Genomic DNA, 15,564 nt, shown 5'->3' with positions numbered 1-15,564 from the left:
GCCCGATCGTCTCACCTAGGCGTCGCGGCGCTTGAACAGGATCCAGGCCGGGAGGAAGATCGCCGCGATCCAGGCCGTGAACGTGAGGCCGCTCACCGAGCGCGACGGCTCCTCGCCCAGCGGGGTGGCCTGGCCCTCGGCGCCAGCGATCGAGCTCACGTCGAACAGGTTCGCCATCCGCGCGCCCGAGCTGAACGGCAGGTAGTGGAACGCGCCGCGCACGTCCTCCAGCGCCGGCAGCAGCGCGAGCGCGCTGAGGATCGGCTCCACCATCAGCGGGACGACGAGGATGATCACGATCGCGACCGGGAGGTTGCGGAACAGCGCGGCGAGGCCGAGCCCGAGCACGCCCCAGAGCCCGACGTACAGGACGTAGCCGATCATCGCCGGCAGCACGGCGTCGTTGGTGAGCGACACCGTCTCACCGAGCAGGCTGCCGATGCCCCAGTTGAGCAGCACGCTGAGGATCGCGGTGACGAGGGACCAGACCGCGACGACCAGCAGCTTGGCGACCACGAGCCGGCTGCGCCGCGGCACCGCGGCGAGCGTGCTGAGGATCGTTCCGTGCCGGTACTCGTGGCCGAACGCGAGCACGCCGATCAGGCCCATGAAGATCGCGACCAGCGGCAGCGGGCTGAACGGGATCCCGCCGGTGAGGATGATCCCGGTGGTGCCGACGTCGGAGCCGCTGTTGCGGGTGAAGTACGCGACGGCGCCGGCGACCGCGAAGCTCAGGAACAGGCCCGCGCCGGTGAGCCAGAACGTGGAGCGCAACGTGCGCAGGCGAACCCACTCGTACCGCAGTGCGTCGATCATCGGTCGATCCCTTCCAGCGCGGCGGTTCCGCCCAGTTGCGCGATGAACTCCTCGCTGCCCTCGGTCGCTTCGAGGAACGCCTCCTCGAGCGTCGCGACCTTCGTCGTCAGCTCGTGCAGCACGATGCCGGCCTGGAACGCGAGCTCGCCGACGTTGGCCTGGTCGATCTCGGTGGCGAGGAGCGCGCCGGTGTCGTCGTTCGTGATCTTGGCGCCGCTCTGGCTGAGGACGTCGGCGAGGCGGCCGTTCTCCGTGGACCTGACGAGGACCGTCGTGCCGGACGCCTGCTGGATGAACGTGTCCACCGAGCCGGTCGCGATGAGCTTGCCGCGGCCGATCACCACGAGGTTGTCGGCCATCAGCGCCATCTCGGCGAGCAGGTGGCTGGAGACGAAGACCGCTCGGCCCTGCGAGGCGTACGACTTGAGGAAGTTGCGCAGCCAGGTGATGCCCTGCGGGTCGAGACCGTTGGCGGGCTCGTCGAGGATCAGCGTGTGCGGGTCGCCGAGCAGCGCGACCGCAAGACCGAGGCGCTGGCCCATGCCGAGCGAGAACGACTTCGGCTTGGCCTTCGCGACCTCGCGCAGACCGACGTACTCGATGACCTCGTCGACGCGCTTACCCGGGATGGCGTTGGCGGAGGCCAGCATCAGCAGGTGGTCGCGGGCGCTCCTTGTCGGGTGGAAGGCTTTCGCCTCGAGCACCGCGCCGACGTGGCGCATGGGATGGCTCAGCTGGTCGTACGGCTTGCCGTCGAACAACGTCTGGCCCTCGCCGTGGTCGAGCCGCAGCATCAGCCGCATCGTCGTCGACTTGCCGGCTCCGTTCGGGCCCAGGAAGCCGGTGACGACGCCCGGCTCGACGTGGAACGACAGATCGTCCACGGCACGTTTCGCGCCGAAGCGCTTGCTCAGCCTGGTGGCCACGATTCGCGACACGGTGTCACCTCCTGGCCACCACGCTATTGCGCTCGCGTGCCCGTCTTGTGGACCTCACGGCCGAGTTTTGCTGGGTGCTTCTCCCCCTCGGGGAGGAGTACCCCTGGTTACATTCGCGTTCCTCACCCTGGTCAGATGCCTGGGTGGAGTCGGTGCGGCAGGATCGGTGCCATGACGACACGACCTTCGTTCAGCACCTGGACCCGCGCCGAGCACGAGGCGTACCGGTCCCGCGTCCGCGGCTGCCTGCTGGGCGGCGCTCTCGGCGACGCCTTGGGCGCGCCGGTGGAGTTCTTATCCCTGTCTGAGATCCGGTCGCGGCACGGGCCAGCTGGCGTGGTCGAGCTGACCTCTGGGCTGGTGACGGACGACACGCAGATGACGCTGTTCACGGTCGAGGGGATGATCCGTGCCTCGCTCCGGTGGGACCGCGGCGTCAACCACGAGCCTTCACAGGTGCGCCGGTCGTACCTGGGCTGGCTGGCGACGCAGGAGCGGTCCTCGCCGCCCGCCGATGTCGTGGGGTGGCTGGGGCGGGAGTCGTGGCTGTACGCGCAGCGGGCTCCGGGGAACGCCTGCCTGTCCGGGCTGCGGAGTGGGCGAACGGGGACGTTGAAGGATCCGGTGAACCCGGACTCCAAGGGCTGCGGGGCGGTGATGCGTTCGGCGCCGTTCGGGCTGATCGCGCCGCGGCCGTACGACAGCCCGGAGCGGTGCTTCCAGTACGCGATCGAGTGCGCGGTGCTGACGCACGGGCATCCGACGGGCTATCTGGCCGCGGGGATGTTCGCGGCGATCATCCGGTGCCTGGTCGAGGGGTCGTCGCTGGCCGAGGCGGTGGATCGTGCTCGGGCGATCCTGGTGACGTATGAGCACCACGAGGAGACCTTGAAGGCGGTCGACGCCGCCGTGGCTGCTGCCTCGGCCGGTACTCCGTCGGCGGAGCAGGTCGAACAGCTCGGCGGCGGCTGGATCGCGGAGGAGGCGCTCGCGATCGGTCTGTACTGCGCGATGGTCTACCTCGAGCCGATGCAGTTCCGCGACGCACTGCTGCTGGCCGTCAACCACAGCGGGGACGCCGACTCGACCGGCTCGATCGCCGGCAACCTGCTCGGCACCCTGCACGGCGAGACCGCCCTCCCGCCAGCCTGGGTGTTCAAGCTGGAAGGCCGCGGCACGATCCTCACCCTGGCCGACGACTTCGCCCTCGAGCAGACCCAGTCCGCCCACCTGCACGGCGACTACGGCCCCGACACCGGCTGGCACTGGAGGTTCTGAGTCGAGGTCGGCCAGGGGATAGCGCGTCCTGGTGGTGGTCACGTACTCTTGCGGGCATGAGTCCTGTAGCTCAGCGATTTCCTCGCCCCGGCCGGCACAGCGGTGCCGTCGGGGTCAGCTTGGGCTGAGCTCCTCTTTCACCGCTCCTCGTTGCCGGTCGGGGTGTCTGTCCCCCTCACCAGCGATCCGCACAAGGAGCTCTCATGTCCCGCTATCTCTCTTCCGACGCGCTCGCACGCGACCTCGCCATCCGCGACCTCAGCGATCCGGCGCAGGGCCAGCACGCCCTGCAAGTCGTCGTTGACAGCGTCACGCAAGCGCTCGCCCAGGCCTGGGCGTGCGACACCCAGACCGGCCGCGAGTCGCCGGTCGTCAGCCTCGACGACAACTACGAGCTGCTCGGGTACGCCAACGACGCGGTGACGCGCGACGTTCGCTACACCAGGTACGTCGACGCGCAGCACGTCCTCCGCAGCCACTCCACCGCGATGATCCCCGCCGCACTCAGAGCCCTTGCCAGCAAGGCGAATCCACCGCACGACGTGCTGCTCTCCTATCCGGGCATGTGCTATCGCCGGGACTCGGTCGACTGGCAGCACACCGGTACGCCGCATCAGCTCGACCTGTGGCGCATCAAGCACGGCACCGACGCACCGATCACCGAGGCCGACCTGGAGGACCAGATCGCCCGTGTGGTCACCGCCGCGCTGCCCGGCGCGCCGTGGCGCACGATCCCCGCCGTCCACCCCTACACGACCCATGGCCGCGAGATCTACGCCGAGTGGAACGGGGTCTGGGTCGAGATCGGCGAGTGCGGGCTCGCGGCACCGCACGTTCTGCGCAAGAGCGGCCTCGACCCCGACGAATGGACCGGAACCGCCATGGGCATGGGAATCGACCGGCTCGTCATGCTCCGCAAGGGCATCCCCGACATCCGGCTGCTGCGGTCGACCGAGCCGCGCATCGCCGGGCAGATGCTCGATCTCTCGCCCTACAAGGCGGTCTCCCCGCTGCCACCGGTCCGGCGCGACCTGTCGGTCGTGGTCGGCCCGGACGTCGAAGCGAGCGACGAGCTCCTCGGCGACCGCGTCCGCGACGCGCTCGGCGACGACGCGGACGTCGCCGAAACCGTCGAGGTGCTGAGCGAAACGCCGTACGAGCAGCTCCCCCAAGCCGCACAAGAGAGGCTCGGCATCCAACCAGGCCAGCGCAATGTGCTCGTTCGCCTCGTGCTCAGGCCGGTCGACCGCACGCTCACCGACGAGCACGCGAACGTCCTCCGCGACCGCGTCTACGCCGCCCTCCACGAAGGCGCGAACGCCGAATGGACGGCGGTGACTGCCTAGCCCGGATGGAGCCTCAATGCCCGGTCGTGCCGTCGATCGCTTCTCGGATGAAGTCGGCGTGACCGTTGTGCCGCGCGGTTTCCTGGATCAGATGGACCAGGATCGCCCGCAGGTTGGCCCGCGCGCCCGACGGCGTCGTGGCCACGTCGTCGAGCCCGCCGGCGGCCACGAGGGCACGGGCTCGCTCGCAGGTGCGGAGGTACTGCCCGACCAGCTCGTCGACCTTCTCGTCAGGCCCGATGCGGAAGTCCGCGTCCGGCTCGCCGTCGGTGGGGAACAGATCTGGCTCGGGCAAACCTCCGTAGATCCTGACGAACCATCCATGCTCGGTCTCGGCGAGATGTTTCACCAACCCCAGCAGGTTGAGTCCCGACGTCGGCATTGGCCGCCGCCGCAGTTGCTCGTCGTCGAGCCCATCCAGCTTGCGCAGCAGGGTGGCGCGGTGCAAGTCGAGCTGCTGGGTCAGTGATTCGCGCTCGTCAGCCAGTCGATCCGGCGTGGCCCGCTCCACCGGCGAGGTGAATACCATGCGCCGACTCTACGGTCGACGTACGACAAACCGGTCCTAGACGAGTCGGCCCATCCGCGGGTCGCTGATGCTGTCCTTGCCGTTCTCGACGTGCCCGGCGTACCCGTACTGGAAGCCGCTCTCCCCGCGGATCGTCACGACCAGGTGGTACCAACCCTTGGTGTGCGCCAAAGACCGGCGCTCGGACTCCGACTCCCCCGGCGACAGCGTCAGCTTGGCCGAACGTCTCGAATACTGGTCCGCCACCACGACCTCGACCCGCCGCGTCCCCTTGTTGGTGACCTTCAGCGTGACCGCGGTGCCGCGCGAGTCGCATGTCGCCCGCACCTCGAGCCGCTCCGAGCCGGAGCCCTTGAACTGCCGGAAGAAGCCGTTCGGCCCATGCACCGTCAGGTCGTAGCGGTCCCCGATGGCAAAGGTGTCGGCCAGGGACTTGTCCGGCTCGACCGTGTACGACCGCGGCTGCGACGCCGGGTCGGCCGACCGGACCTGGAAGACACCGGCCGCGTCGCCGGTGCTGCGGAAGGAGAGATCCACCGAGTCGCCGGACACCTTGGCGTCCGCGTACAGGACGTACGGGAGAGCGCGCGCCGGGCGCACCCCGCGCTCCTGCCGGGGCAGTTCGGGGTCGGCCGGCGGCACCGGCGGCTCGTCGGGCTGCCGCTCCAGCTCGGTGGGCTTCAGGTCGTCGGTGTCGGGCAGCCGGGGGAAGCGCGACCGGTTCGGTTCCCGGAAGTCGAAAGCGCTGGTCAGGTCCCCGACGACCGCACGCCGCCAGGGCGTGATGTTGGTCTCGAACAGGTCCTTGTTCTTCCCCATGAACCGCGCCTCGAGGAACTTGATCATCGAGGTGTGGTCGAAGAGCTGCGAGTTCACCCACCCGCCTCGGGTCCACGGCGACACGATGATCATCGGCACCCGGATGCCCAGCCCGTACGGACCGGCGGCGTAGTTCGCGCTGCCGGGGAAGATCTCGTTCGTGGTCGGTGCGGTCGACTTGCCGTACGCGGGCGTCTGCGGCGGAGTCGGCGGGACCAGGTGGTCGAAGAAGCCGCCGTCCTCGTCGAAGGTGATGAACAGCGCCATCTTGCCCCAGACGTCGGGGTTCGACGCGAGGATGTCGATGACCTGCGAGACGTACCAGGCGCCGAAGTCCGGCGTCCAGTTCGGGTGCTCGGTGTACGCTTCCGGCGCGACGACCCACGACACCTTCGGCAGCCGGCCGCGCTTCACGTCCTCGCGGAAGTCGGTGAGCAGCTTCTCCGGATCCCTGTCCAGGTTGACGATCGACGTTCCGACCTTGGCCTTGTCCGCCAGCGGGTTGCCCGGCTCGGCGCTGCGGTAGCTGTTGAAGTACAGCAGCGAGTTGTCGCCGTAGTTGCCGATGTACGGGTCGTTGGTCCAACCCCAGGAGCCCGCGGCGTTCAGGCCGATGCCGCTGTCCTGGTAGACCCGCCAGGAGACGCCGTTCCGCTCGAGTCGTTCGGGGTACGTCGACCAGCCGTAGCCGAGCTCGGCGTTGTCGACGACCGGGCCGCCGCCCTTGCCGTCGTTGCCGACCCAGCCGCTCCACATGTGGTAGCGGTTCGGGTCCGTCGGCCCGAGCAGCGAGCAGAAGTAGTTGTCGCAGATCGTGAACGCGTCGGCCAGGGCGTACTGGTACGGAATGTCGTCCCGCGTGTGGTACGTCATCGCGGTCACGCCCTTGTTGGGCACCCACTGGTCGTGCCGGCCGCCGTTCCACCCGTTGTGCCCGTCGGTCCACCCGTGCGGCGGGTCAGGCAGGAACGTCTGGCCGAGGTCCGGGACCTCCGGCCGGAACGGCAGCAGCTCGTTCGCGCCGTCCGGCTGGTGCCACACGCTCTTGCCCGTCCCCAGGCGCACCGGGTGCGGGTCCGCGAAGCCGCGTACCCCACGCAACGTGCCGAAATAGTGGTCGAACGAGCGGTTCTCCTGCATCAGGAAGATGACATGCTCGACGTCCTTGATCGAACGATGCTTGTCGCTGGCCGGAATGGCCAGCGCCCGGCTGAGATCCGGGACCGCGGCGGCGACCGCCGGAGCACCCATCATCGCCAGGAACGAACGTCGGTCGACAGTGCCCACGACGGCCACCTTCCTTCGCCTGCGCCTGAAACTAGCGGCTGCAAGCTAACAGCGGTAGGTGGACGCGACATGTCCAACGCACATGACGACGGCAAAGCCGAGGCCGCCCGCGGCCACCCCGCTAGGCGCTGGCACCGCCGTCGATCACGAGGTCCTGCCCGACGGCGAAGCCAGCCTCGTCCGACGCCAGCCAGAGGATCGTTCCGGACACCTCGTCGAGCGTGCCGATGCGACCGAGCGGCGAGGTCTCCTCGACCCGCTTGGCGCGCGCCGCATCGTCCTCGCCGGGGCGCAGCGACATCGTGGTGTCCGCCGACGCGGGGCTGACCGCGTTGATCCGGATGCCGTCGCGGATGTACTCGCGCGCGGCGGCGCGGCTGAGCGCGCTCACCGCGGCCTTCGACGCGCCGTACGCTCCGGTGCCGGGTACGCGGATGTGCGGCCCCAACACCGAGGACAGGTTGACGATCACGCCGCCGCCCTGCGTCTTCATCTGCCGGATCTCCTGCTGCATCGAGAGCAACACGCCCTTGACGTTGACGTCGAAGAGGTAGTCCCAGTCCTGGACATCGATGTCGGCGACCGGACCAGTGGCGGCGAGGACGCCGGCGTTGTTGACGGCGATGTCGAGCCGGCCGTACTCGTCGACGGCGTGTTTGACGGTCCGCGTGACGTCGTCCTCCTTGCTCACGTCCGCCACCACATAGGTCGCGGTGCCGCCCGCGTTCTCGACCTCCTTTACGGTCTCGGCTAGCGGCTCTTGACGGCGACCGGAGACGACCACCTTCGCGCCCTCCCGGGCGAACGAGACCGCCGTGGCGCGGCCGATGCCCGCTCCCGCGCCGGTGACCAGAACGACCTTGTCAGGAAACCGTGTACTCATGGAGTTTCTCCTCATTCTTCTTGTGGGGTTGGCGAAGCGCGATGGCCACGCCGACTGCGGTGAGGACGAACGCGATGGCGGCGACGCCGAAGGCCGCGGCGTAGCCGGCGGTCTGGTGGGCGTAGCTGGCGGCGAGCGAGACGAGGAACGCGAGGCCGACGGTCGGTCCAGCCTCCATCGCGAGGTTCGCGACACCACCGGCGAGACCAGCCTGCTGTTCGGAGGCGGTCGAGGTGGCCGCGACCATCGCGCCGGAGAACGCGAGGCTGGCTCCGGCGACGAAGACCAGCAGGCCGGCCAGGAAGACGCCTACGTATGGGGAATCGGGCTCGATCCGGCTGAGCAGGCCCATGCCGACGGCGGCGAGCCCGAGGCCGATCGGAGTCGCGCGTCGGGCGCCGAACCGGCCGACCACGCGGGAGACGAGCGTGCTCGTGCCGAGCTGCACCGCGACGTACGGGAGGAACGCGAGCGAGGTGAGGATCGGCGAGAGTCCCTTGACCTGCTGGAGATACAGCGAGGTCATGAACCACATCGTGCCCATGCTCGCGGCGGTCACGAAGATCGCCGCGAGGCCGCCGACGCGGGTCCGGTCGGCGAGGAAGCCGAGCGGGAGGACGGGGTCGGCGGTACGACGTTCGACGAGCACGAAGCCGACTCCGAGCACGACCGCCCCGCCGATCGCGACGTATGCGTTGTTGAGCAGGCCGTAGCTGAGCAGGGTCATCGTGGCGGTCGCGAGCAGCGCGCCGAGCGCGTCGATCCGTCGGCGGGCGGGCCGGGCGGTCGTGGGCTCGAACAAGCGCCAGCCGGCGAGCGCCGCGGCGGCGGCGATGACGGCGGGAGCGAGGAACGCGACGCGCCAGGAGCCCCAGGTCAGGACCACACCGGACAGCAGGTTGCCGAACGTCGCGCCGATGCCGGAGAGAACTCCCCATGCCGCAAGGGCTTTCGCCCGGCGGGCCGGGTCGGGCGTGAGCTGGCGAAGCAACACCATGGCGGCGGGAGCGACGAGCGCGGCGCCGATGCCCTGGCCGAACCTGGCGGCGAGCAGCAGCGCGAAGCTCGGGGCGAGCGCGGCCGCGAGGGAGCCGGCGGCGAAGATCGCGAGCCCGGCGAGGAACGTACGCCTGCCGCCCAGGTCGGCGAGCCGGCCGCCGGCGAGCAGCAGGCCGCCGAACGCGAGCCCGTACGCCGCGATCATCAGCGCGACGTCGCCCTGGGACGAGCCGAACTCGCGCTGGATCGCGGGCACGCCGAGCAACGGGAGCGTGATCGCGGCGATCAGCAGCACCTGGGTCGTGCCCAGCAGGATCTTCCGCATCGTCGCTCCTTTCTGGATCGATCGGTCCAAAATGTGGGCAGCGCAAAGCCGCCCGCCTGAGTGGGGTGGACTACTGGAGCGTGCCGAGGGCCTGGTCGACGGCGTCGCGGACGCGATCAGGGTCGGGTTCGCCGCGACCGAGGACGCGCAGGCCCTGCATGACGACGAGCAGGAACCGAGCCAGCACCTCCGGATCCCTGTCGGCTCCGACCTCACCCTGCGCGCGTGCCCGCATCATCGCGCCCGTGAGCGCGTGCTCGAGCTTGTCCCAGCTGGTCTCGACGCGCTTGCAGACCTCGTCGTCGCTGGCCATCAGCTCGACGGCCGCATTCGTGATCATGCAGCCCTTCGGCCCATCCGCAGGACGATCGGCGTACGAGAGCAGGAGCTCACGCACGGCGGGCAGCACGGGGCCGGGCCGCGCGAGCACCTCGGCCGACGACAGCCCAGTCGTCCGCCCGTAGCGCTCCAGCGCCTTCAGATAGAGCTCGTGCTTACTCCCATACGTGGCATAGATGCTCGCCCGGCCGATGCCGAGGTGCTCGACGAGATCGGCCATCGACGTCGCCTCGTACCCGCGCCGCCAGAACAGGTCCAGCGCGCGCTGCAGCACAACGTCGGGGTCGAACTCCTTCAGCCTTGCCACACCCCGACCGTAGCCGAGCTGGAACGATCGGTCAAACAACTTCAGGTCAGCGCCGGACGTGGGTGCGGAGGCCGAAGCCGTACGGGAACAGGGGGTCGTAGACCTTGTCGCCGACGTTGATGGGGAGCTGGGCCATCGTCTTCGGCCACGTCACCGGCAGCCGGCCGGTGTATGCCACGTTGCCGAACAGGGTGTCGGCGACGCCAGCGCCTTCGGTGCCGGGCAGCCAGGCGGCGACCAACGCGTCGATCTGAGGCAGCTGGTCGGTCACCAGCATGGGCCGGCCGGAGACCACGACCACCACGCAGGTCATCGCGGCGCAGACCTTGTCGATCGCGGCGCGATCGGCGGCCGACAGCGAGAGGTCGGCGCGGCCGTTGCCGATGTCGCCGATGCCCTCCGCGTACGGGGTCTCGCCCACCACCACGACGCCGACGTCGTGGCCCTCCAGCGGAGCCGAGGCGTCCCGGCTGTACGTCACCGCGGCGGACGGCGCGACCGAACGGATGCCCGCCAGGATGCTCGTCCCCGGCGTCGTCGCGCCGCTGGAACCCTGCCAGGAGATCGTCCACCCGCCGGACTGGTTCCCGATGTCGTCCGCGTTGCTGCCAGCCACGTAGATCGAGCCGGACTTCTTCAACGGCAGCGTCCGCGAGGCGTTCTTCAACAGCGTCTGGGACTCCGCCACAGCAGAACGGGCCAACGCGCGGTGCGAAGCGGAGCCCACCGACGACAGGTAGGTCCGGTCCACGAACGGCTTCTCGAACAACCCCAGCCGGAACTTCTGCCGCAGGATCCGCCGCGCGGCATCGTCGATCCGCGCCTCGGAGACCTGCCCCGACGTCACGCCGGCGAGCAGCAGCTCGGAGAAGCGCTGGTACTCGTGCGGCACCATCACCATGTCGATCCCCGCGTTCACCGCGGTCACGACATCGCTCGCGTAGTCGCCGGGGATCTGGTCGATCCCCTGCCAGTCCGAGATCACGAACCCGTCGAAGCGGAGTTTCTTCTTCAGGACATCGGTGATCAGCGCCCGGTGCGCGTGCATCTTGACCGGACCGGCCGGGTCGTCGAGCAGGTCGACCGACGAGTACGACGGCATCACCGTTCCGACGCCGCGGTCGAGCGCGTCGAGGTACGGCGCGATGTGCAACCGCCACAGGTCCTTCGTCGTCACCTCGGTGATGCCCTGGTCGGTCGTGTACGAGCCGGTCGTCGACGAGCCGTACGTCGTCCCGCCATCGCCCACCCAGTGCTTCGCGGTCGCGAGCACGCTCGTGGGCTTCGACAGGTCGTTGCCCTGCAGCCCATCCACGATCGTGCCCATGGACTCCACCAGGGAAGGAGATTCGCCGAACGCCTCGTACGCGCGGCCCCACCGTTCGTCGCGCGACACGCACAGGCACGGCGCGAACGTCCAGGTCGCCCCAGTCGCGCGCGTCTCCTTGGCCGTCGCGCGACCAATCGCCTTCACCAGCGAGGGATCGCGCGTCGCGCCCAGCCCGACGTTGTGCGGGAAGATCGTCGCGCCGACGACGTTGTTGTGTCCGTGCACGGCGTCGACGCCGTACAGCAACGGGATCTGCAGCGGCGTTTGCCGTGCCCGCAACTGGAAGCCGTCGACCATGTCGGCCCACGCCGCCGGCGTGTTCGGGTTCGGCACGGACCCGCCGCCCGACAGCAGCGATCCCAACGCCCACGAGGCGATGTCGTCCTGCGCGTCGAGCGCGCCGCGCTCGGCCTGGGTCATCTGCCCGATCTTCTCGGCCAGCGTCATCCGGCCGAGCAGATCGTCGACCCGCTTGCGGATCGGCAGGTCCTCGTCGAGGTACGGCAGCCCGTGCGCGTCGATGACGATCGTCGGCTGGTCGCTGGAAATCCCCACGTTCTCGCCCGACAAGGTGAGGTTGACGGTCTCCGCGACCTCGGCCTTGCGGTCGGACGTCGTCCGCACCCGGAACGTCTGGACAGCTCCCGTGGCAGTGCCGGCAGGGAACGTCAACGATCCATTGACAGCGGTGTAGTCCGTGCCGGGCGTGGCCGTCCCGGGCGAGGATGCGTACGCGATCGTCACCGGCTGCTCGAGCGGCTGGCCAGTGCGCGTCGTCAGGCGGACGCCGACGTCCACGGACTTGCCCTCGCGCACCGAGTAGACCGGCTTCAGCGTGTCCACCGACGCCGGAGGCGGCGGCACCGCGACGCCGTACACCGCGATGTCGTCGAGGGAGAACGTGCCGACCCGCCCGGCGGGAGGCGTGAACGCGAAGCCCCACATCGCGGTCAGATCGAGCTCGTGGTTGATGCCGCCGACCGGTTGGAAGTCGGTTCGGTACTGGAAGCGCGAGAACGGGAGCTCGATCAGCGTCCAGCCGGAGAAGTCGTCGGTGAACGAGGTGTTCCACAGCTCCGACGCCTCGGCGTGCGCGCCGCCGTCCTTGATCTCGAACCAGATCGTCGGTCCCGAACCGGGCGGCTGTGGCGCCGCGTTGTGCCCGTACCACCAGAACCGGATGCCCGCGAAACCGCTCCAGTCCTGCGGGTTCGTGTCGTACGTCAAGTTGTGCACGACGCCGCCCCATCCCCCGGCGTCGGCGTGATAGTCGACACGCAGGGCGTGGTTGTCCGGAACGCCTTCGCGCGCCCGCGACTCGACCGTCAACGTGGGATGGTCGTTCCCATCCGCGCCGAACGTGAAGATCCCCTCCGGATTGCCGAACGGGACCTCGCCCTCGAAGTCGTCAAGAGTTGCACTCGGTTCCGCGGCGGCGGTCGAACTCACGAAGAACGAGCCGAAGATCGCGAACACAGCAAGGAAGATCCAGGTACGACGCATGCAACGCCCCCTCAGACCGAAGCTGCTTGGGAGTTAAGCAGCAGGGGGGCGTCGCGACAAGACCTCAACGAGCGTTCAAGAAATCAACCGTCGGCGTGCGGAGGTCCGTGCGCGTGCGACTTCGTCTCCGGATCCGTTCCCCCGGACGCGCCGGCGAGCAGGCCCGCCGACAGCAGAATCACCACGAGGAACAGCACCGGAACGCCCAACGCCCAGTTCAGCCCGGCCCGCTCGGCGATCGCGCCGATCGCCACCGGTCCGATGACCGCGCCCACGTACCCCGCCGACACCGTCGGACCGAGCACGGAGGCCCGCTTCTTCGTTCGGGTGTTGCCGCCCGCGGAGAACACGATCGGCACGACCGGCCCGATCCCGAATCCGGCGAGCGCGAACCCGACCAGCGCGACGGCCGGCTCCTGCACGAGCAGGAACAAGCCGAAGCCGACCAGGCTGATCAACGTGCCGACCCGCGCCACCATCACCGGGCCGAGGATCATCCCCACCCGGTCCGCGATCAGGCGGCAGATCGCCATCGCGCCGGAGAAGACCGACAGGCTGAGCGCGGCGAACGCCTCGGAGGTGCCGACGTTCTCGTGCATGTAGAGCGGACCCCAGTCGGCGACCGAGCCCTCGGCCAGGAACGAGCCGAAGCCCATCACGCACAGCACCGTGACGACGAGCAGCCCGACCGGCGGTCCCTTGGGTTGCGCCTCGTCGACATGGTGGCCGGTGGTCGCGGCCTCGTGATCGCCGCTGAGCAACGGCATCAGCAGCGGCACGCTGGCGATGAGCACGATCACGCCGACCACGATGAAGTGCACGCGTACGTCGACGCCGAGCTGCGCGACGCCTGCCGCGATCGCCGATCCGACCATCGAGCCGACGCTCCACAGTCCGTGGAACGAGGACATGATCGGCCGTTCGTACAGCCGCTCGACCGCGACCGCGTGCGCGTTCATCAGCACGTCGAGCATGCCGCCGAGCAGACCGAGCACGAACAGCGCGGCGGTCAACGTCCACAGGTTGACCGCGAAGCCGGGACCGGCGAGCGAGATCGCCTGCAGTGCGACCACGACGCGCATCGCGGTGCCCGTACGGCCCTGCTTCTCCATCCGGCCGGTGAGCCTCGTGCCGATCAGGAGGCCGACCGCCATGCCGCCCAGCGCGAAGCCGAGGTCGTCGTGGCTGAGGTCGAGGTTCTCCTTGATGGACGGGATCCGCGGCGCCCAGGTGGCGAACGTCGCCGCGTGCATGAGGAACGTCAGGGCGACGGCGACGCGGGCCTTGCGGACCTCGTTCGTCACAGGAGAAGCGACCGGCATTCATCTGACGATAGCGGTCCCTGGGACCGAAGATCGCCTTCGTCCGCTAACTGAACAGGCGGACGTTCCAGGGGTAGGTGAACCGGTTGCCGGCGGCGGCCGACAGCCCGCCGACGCCCATCAGGATGAACCAGATGAACGCGAGCGGCACGAACAGCAGCCCCGCGATGCCGAACGTGAACGCGGTCGCGACACCGAGCACGATGTTCGCGCCGAGGAACGTCACCTGGAAGTTCACCGCCTCCATCGCCTGCTGGCGGACGAACCGCGACGTCTTGCCCTTGGACGCGGCGATCAGCGCCGGGCCGATGAACAGCGTGAAGAACCCGAGCCAGTGCGCGGCGAGCGCGACCGCTCGTTCGTCGCCCGTCGGCGCGGGACCCACCGGCCCAGCCGTCGCGCCGAGGTGAGCGGACACGGCCTGGGTGGACTGCGCCGCGGCCGGGTGGCCGAGCGGGAGCCCGCGCAGGGCGGTGGACAGGTCGGCACGGTTGACCGCCGCCAGCGCGCCCTCGACCCGGTGGTCGAGCTCGGCGTGGTCGATGCGGCCCTCGGCGAACGCGGTCTGGAGCATGTCCACGGCCCGATCGCGCTCGGTGTCCGATACCCGGAGGGCGTCCGCGGAGGCGTACGGGGAAGCTGGTGCAGGCGTCATGACATCGATGCTCCTTCGTGGGCGGCCATCCGGCATCCGGGATCGACCCTGAAGGGCCCCCGATCCACCTGGCACTACCTAGTGCGGTGGTCTCGTCGTGACCTGCGCGGAGTGGCCGAGCGCGATCCGGGCGAAGTTCGCGAGCGACTCCGTTCCGGGCGCGACGTAGCCGTCGTGGCCGTACGCCGTGCCGGTGTCGACCAGGCGGGCGCCGAACGCCTTGCCGGCCGGGTCGACGCCGTGGAACAGGTCGCCGATCCGTACGTGCGGCGTGAACGTGATCGCGTCGCCCTGCGCGGCGGCGACCCAGACCCGCGGGTGCAGGCTCGCGGCGCGAGGCTGGCGCATGCCGGGGCTTGCGTACGCGACGACGTCGGTGACGTCCGTCGGGTAGCGGGCGAGCCCGCAGACGACCGAGCCGTAGCTGTGGCAGAACACCGTGATCGGCGCGTCGGTCGTGGCGGCGAGACGATCGAGGTACGCGGTGAGCTCGCGCGCCCCGTCGCGCGCCCTCGTTCCGGTCGCGGACTCGACGCCGATGCCGTTCGGGGTCCGGTAGCCGACCCAGGCGACGGCAGCGAGCTTCTCGCTCCTCGCGGCTGCGACGACGGCGTTCGCTGCCTCGAGCGGACCACCCACCCGGCCGGCGTTGTCCATCGTGACGCCGGCGCCGGGGACGAAGACGGCGATCCGTTCGGCCGTGGCGACCGGCGCGCCGACCTCGATGCTGCCGAGGTGCGGGCTGCCGATGGCCTGGCCGACCCCGGCTGTCGCGAGTGCGGCTCCGACGACGGCGCCGGCGATTCCCATCCGTGCGAGCAGGTTCATGCCGCGGAAGCTACGGCCGGGGTGAGGGGCCGAACGTCACCCCGCGGCGCTCCATTCGTC

At 69.6% G+C, this 15,564-nt stretch carries 13 protein-coding genes; 2 read left to right on the top strand and 11 right to left on the bottom strand.

Annotated elements, in window-relative coordinates:
* Nucleotides 1–15: 15 nt before the first annotated feature.
* Together JOD67_RS14880 and JOD67_RS14875 are read right to left on the bottom strand one after the other, a co-directional pair.
* Nucleotides 16–816: an ABC transporter permease gene (locus JOD67_RS14880; RefSeq protein ID WP_205118049.1), complete on the bottom strand. Its 801-nt coding sequence runs from the start codon at nucleotides 814–816 to the stop codon at nucleotides 16–18.
* The gene (locus JOD67_RS14875) at nucleotides 813–1,754 is read right to left on the bottom strand and encodes an ATP-binding cassette domain-containing protein (RefSeq protein WP_205118047.1); all 942 of its coding nucleotides are present in this window, start codon (nucleotides 1,752–1,754) and stop codon (nucleotides 813–815) included. The genes JOD67_RS14880 and JOD67_RS14875 overlap by 4 nt, the downstream gene beginning before the upstream one ends.
* A 171-nt stretch (nucleotides 1,755–1,925) precedes the next feature.
* Here JOD67_RS14875 and JOD67_RS14870 point away from each other — a divergent pair, with 171 nt between their 5' ends.
* Together JOD67_RS14870 and srmL are read left to right on the top strand one after the other, a co-directional pair.
* Complete coding sequence (locus JOD67_RS14870; protein WP_205118045.1) at nucleotides 1,926–3,032, top strand: ADP-ribosylglycohydrolase family protein; 1,107 nt, start codon at nucleotides 1,926–1,928, stop codon at nucleotides 3,030–3,032.
* A 203-nt stretch (nucleotides 3,033–3,235) separates the two neighbouring features.
* A complete protein-coding gene (gene srmL, locus JOD67_RS14865; protein ID WP_205118043.1) occupies nucleotides 3,236–4,378 on the top strand; it encodes a PheS-related mystery ligase SrmL in 1,143 nt (380 codons plus the stop codon).
* A 13-nt stretch (nucleotides 4,379–4,391) separates the two neighbouring features.
* On the opposite strand, the gene JOD67_RS14860 is transcribed toward srmL, so the two are convergent.
* From JOD67_RS14860 to JOD67_RS14820, 9 genes are all read right to left on the bottom strand, one after another.
* Nucleotides 4,392–4,907, bottom strand: a complete 516-nt coding sequence (locus JOD67_RS14860; RefSeq protein ID WP_205118041.1) for a DinB family protein — start codon at nucleotides 4,905–4,907, stop codon at nucleotides 4,392–4,394.
* Between the two features lie 36 nt (nucleotides 4,908–4,943).
* Nucleotides 4,944–7,013: a phosphocholine-specific phospholipase C gene (locus tag JOD67_RS14855; protein ID WP_205118039.1), complete on the bottom strand. Its 2,070-nt coding sequence runs from the start codon at nucleotides 7,011–7,013 to the stop codon at nucleotides 4,944–4,946.
* 121 nt (nucleotides 7,014–7,134) lie between these two features.
* Nucleotides 7,135–7,896, bottom strand: a complete 762-nt coding sequence (locus JOD67_RS14850; RefSeq protein ID WP_205118037.1) for an SDR family NAD(P)-dependent oxidoreductase — start codon at nucleotides 7,894–7,896, stop codon at nucleotides 7,135–7,137.
* On the bottom strand, nucleotides 7,877–9,220 hold the full coding sequence (locus JOD67_RS14845; RefSeq protein WP_205118036.1) for an MFS transporter: 1,344 nt from the start codon (nucleotides 9,218–9,220) through the stop codon (nucleotides 7,877–7,879). The genes JOD67_RS14850 and JOD67_RS14845 overlap by 20 nt, the downstream gene beginning before the upstream one ends.
* Before the next feature lie 70 nt (nucleotides 9,221–9,290).
* Nucleotides 9,291–9,866 carry a TetR/AcrR family transcriptional regulator gene (locus JOD67_RS14840; protein WP_205118034.1) on the bottom strand — a complete coding sequence of 192 codons (576 nt, stop codon included), beginning with the start codon at nucleotides 9,864–9,866 and terminating at the stop codon, nucleotides 9,291–9,293.
* 46 nt (nucleotides 9,867–9,912) lie between these two features.
* Nucleotides 9,913–12,699 (bottom strand): glycoside hydrolase family 3 N-terminal domain-containing protein, encoded by a 2,787-nt coding sequence (locus tag JOD67_RS14835; RefSeq protein WP_205118032.1) that lies wholly within the window; start codon nucleotides 12,697–12,699, stop codon nucleotides 9,913–9,915.
* An 83-nt stretch (nucleotides 12,700–12,782) separates the two neighbouring features.
* Nucleotides 12,783–14,021: an MFS transporter gene (locus tag JOD67_RS14830; RefSeq protein WP_205118030.1), complete on the bottom strand. Its 1,239-nt coding sequence runs from the start codon at nucleotides 14,019–14,021 to the stop codon at nucleotides 12,783–12,785.
* A gap of 46 nt (nucleotides 14,022–14,067) precedes the next feature.
* The gene (locus JOD67_RS14825) at nucleotides 14,068–14,676 is read right to left on the bottom strand and encodes a DUF1707 and DUF4870 domain-containing protein (protein ID WP_205118028.1); all 609 of its coding nucleotides are present in this window, start codon (nucleotides 14,674–14,676) and stop codon (nucleotides 14,068–14,070) included.
* A 78-nt stretch (nucleotides 14,677–14,754) separates the two neighbouring features.
* A complete protein-coding gene (locus JOD67_RS14820; RefSeq protein WP_205118027.1) occupies nucleotides 14,755–15,504 on the bottom strand; it encodes an alpha/beta hydrolase in 750 nt (249 codons plus the stop codon).
* Nucleotides 15,505–15,564: the final 60 nt, after the last annotated feature.

This window comes from Tenggerimyces flavus, assembly GCF_016907715.1.
GTDB lineage: Bacteria > Actinomycetota > Actinomycetes > Propionibacteriales > Actinopolymorphaceae > Tenggerimyces > Tenggerimyces flavus.
The sequence above is the reverse complement of the archived record's forward strand: the minus strand, read 5'-3'. Positions and strand labels throughout refer to the sequence as shown.

Bases quoted from the DNA above. Each gene is read 5' to 3' on its own strand.
- JOD67_RS14880 (WP_205118049.1), bottom strand. From the start codon at position 816: ATGATCGACGCACTGCGGTACGAGTGGGTTCGCCTGCGCACGTTGCGC.
- JOD67_RS14870 (WP_205118045.1), top strand. From the start codon at position 1,926: ATGACGACACGACCTTCGTTCAGCACCTGGACCCGCGCCGAGCACGAG.
- srmL (WP_205118043.1), top strand. From the start codon at position 3,236: ATGTCCCGCTATCTCTCTTCCGACGCGCTCGCACGCGACCTCGCCATC.
- JOD67_RS14860 (WP_205118041.1), bottom strand. From the start codon at position 4,907: ATGGTATTCACCTCGCCGGTGGAGCGGGCCACGCCGGATCGACTGGCT.
- JOD67_RS14850 (WP_205118037.1), bottom strand. From the start codon at position 7,896: ATGAGTACACGGTTTCCTGACAAGGTCGTTCTGGTCACCGGCGCGGGA.
- JOD67_RS14845 (WP_205118036.1), bottom strand. From the start codon at position 9,220: ATGCGGAAGATCCTGCTGGGCACGACCCAGGTGCTGCTGATCGCCGCG.
- JOD67_RS14835 (WP_205118032.1), bottom strand. From the start codon at position 12,699: ATGCGTCGTACCTGGATCTTCCTTGCTGTGTTCGCGATCTTCGGCTCG.
- JOD67_RS14830 (WP_205118030.1), bottom strand. From the start codon at position 14,021: ATGCCGGTCGCTTCTCCTGTGACGAACGAGGTCCGCAAGGCCCGCGTC.
- JOD67_RS14825 (WP_205118028.1), bottom strand. From the start codon at position 14,676: ATGACGCCTGCACCAGCTTCCCCGTACGCCTCCGCGGACGCCCTCCGG.
- JOD67_RS14820 (WP_205118027.1), bottom strand. From the start codon at position 15,504: ATGAACCTGCTCGCACGGATGGGAATCGCCGGCGCCGTCGTCGGAGCC.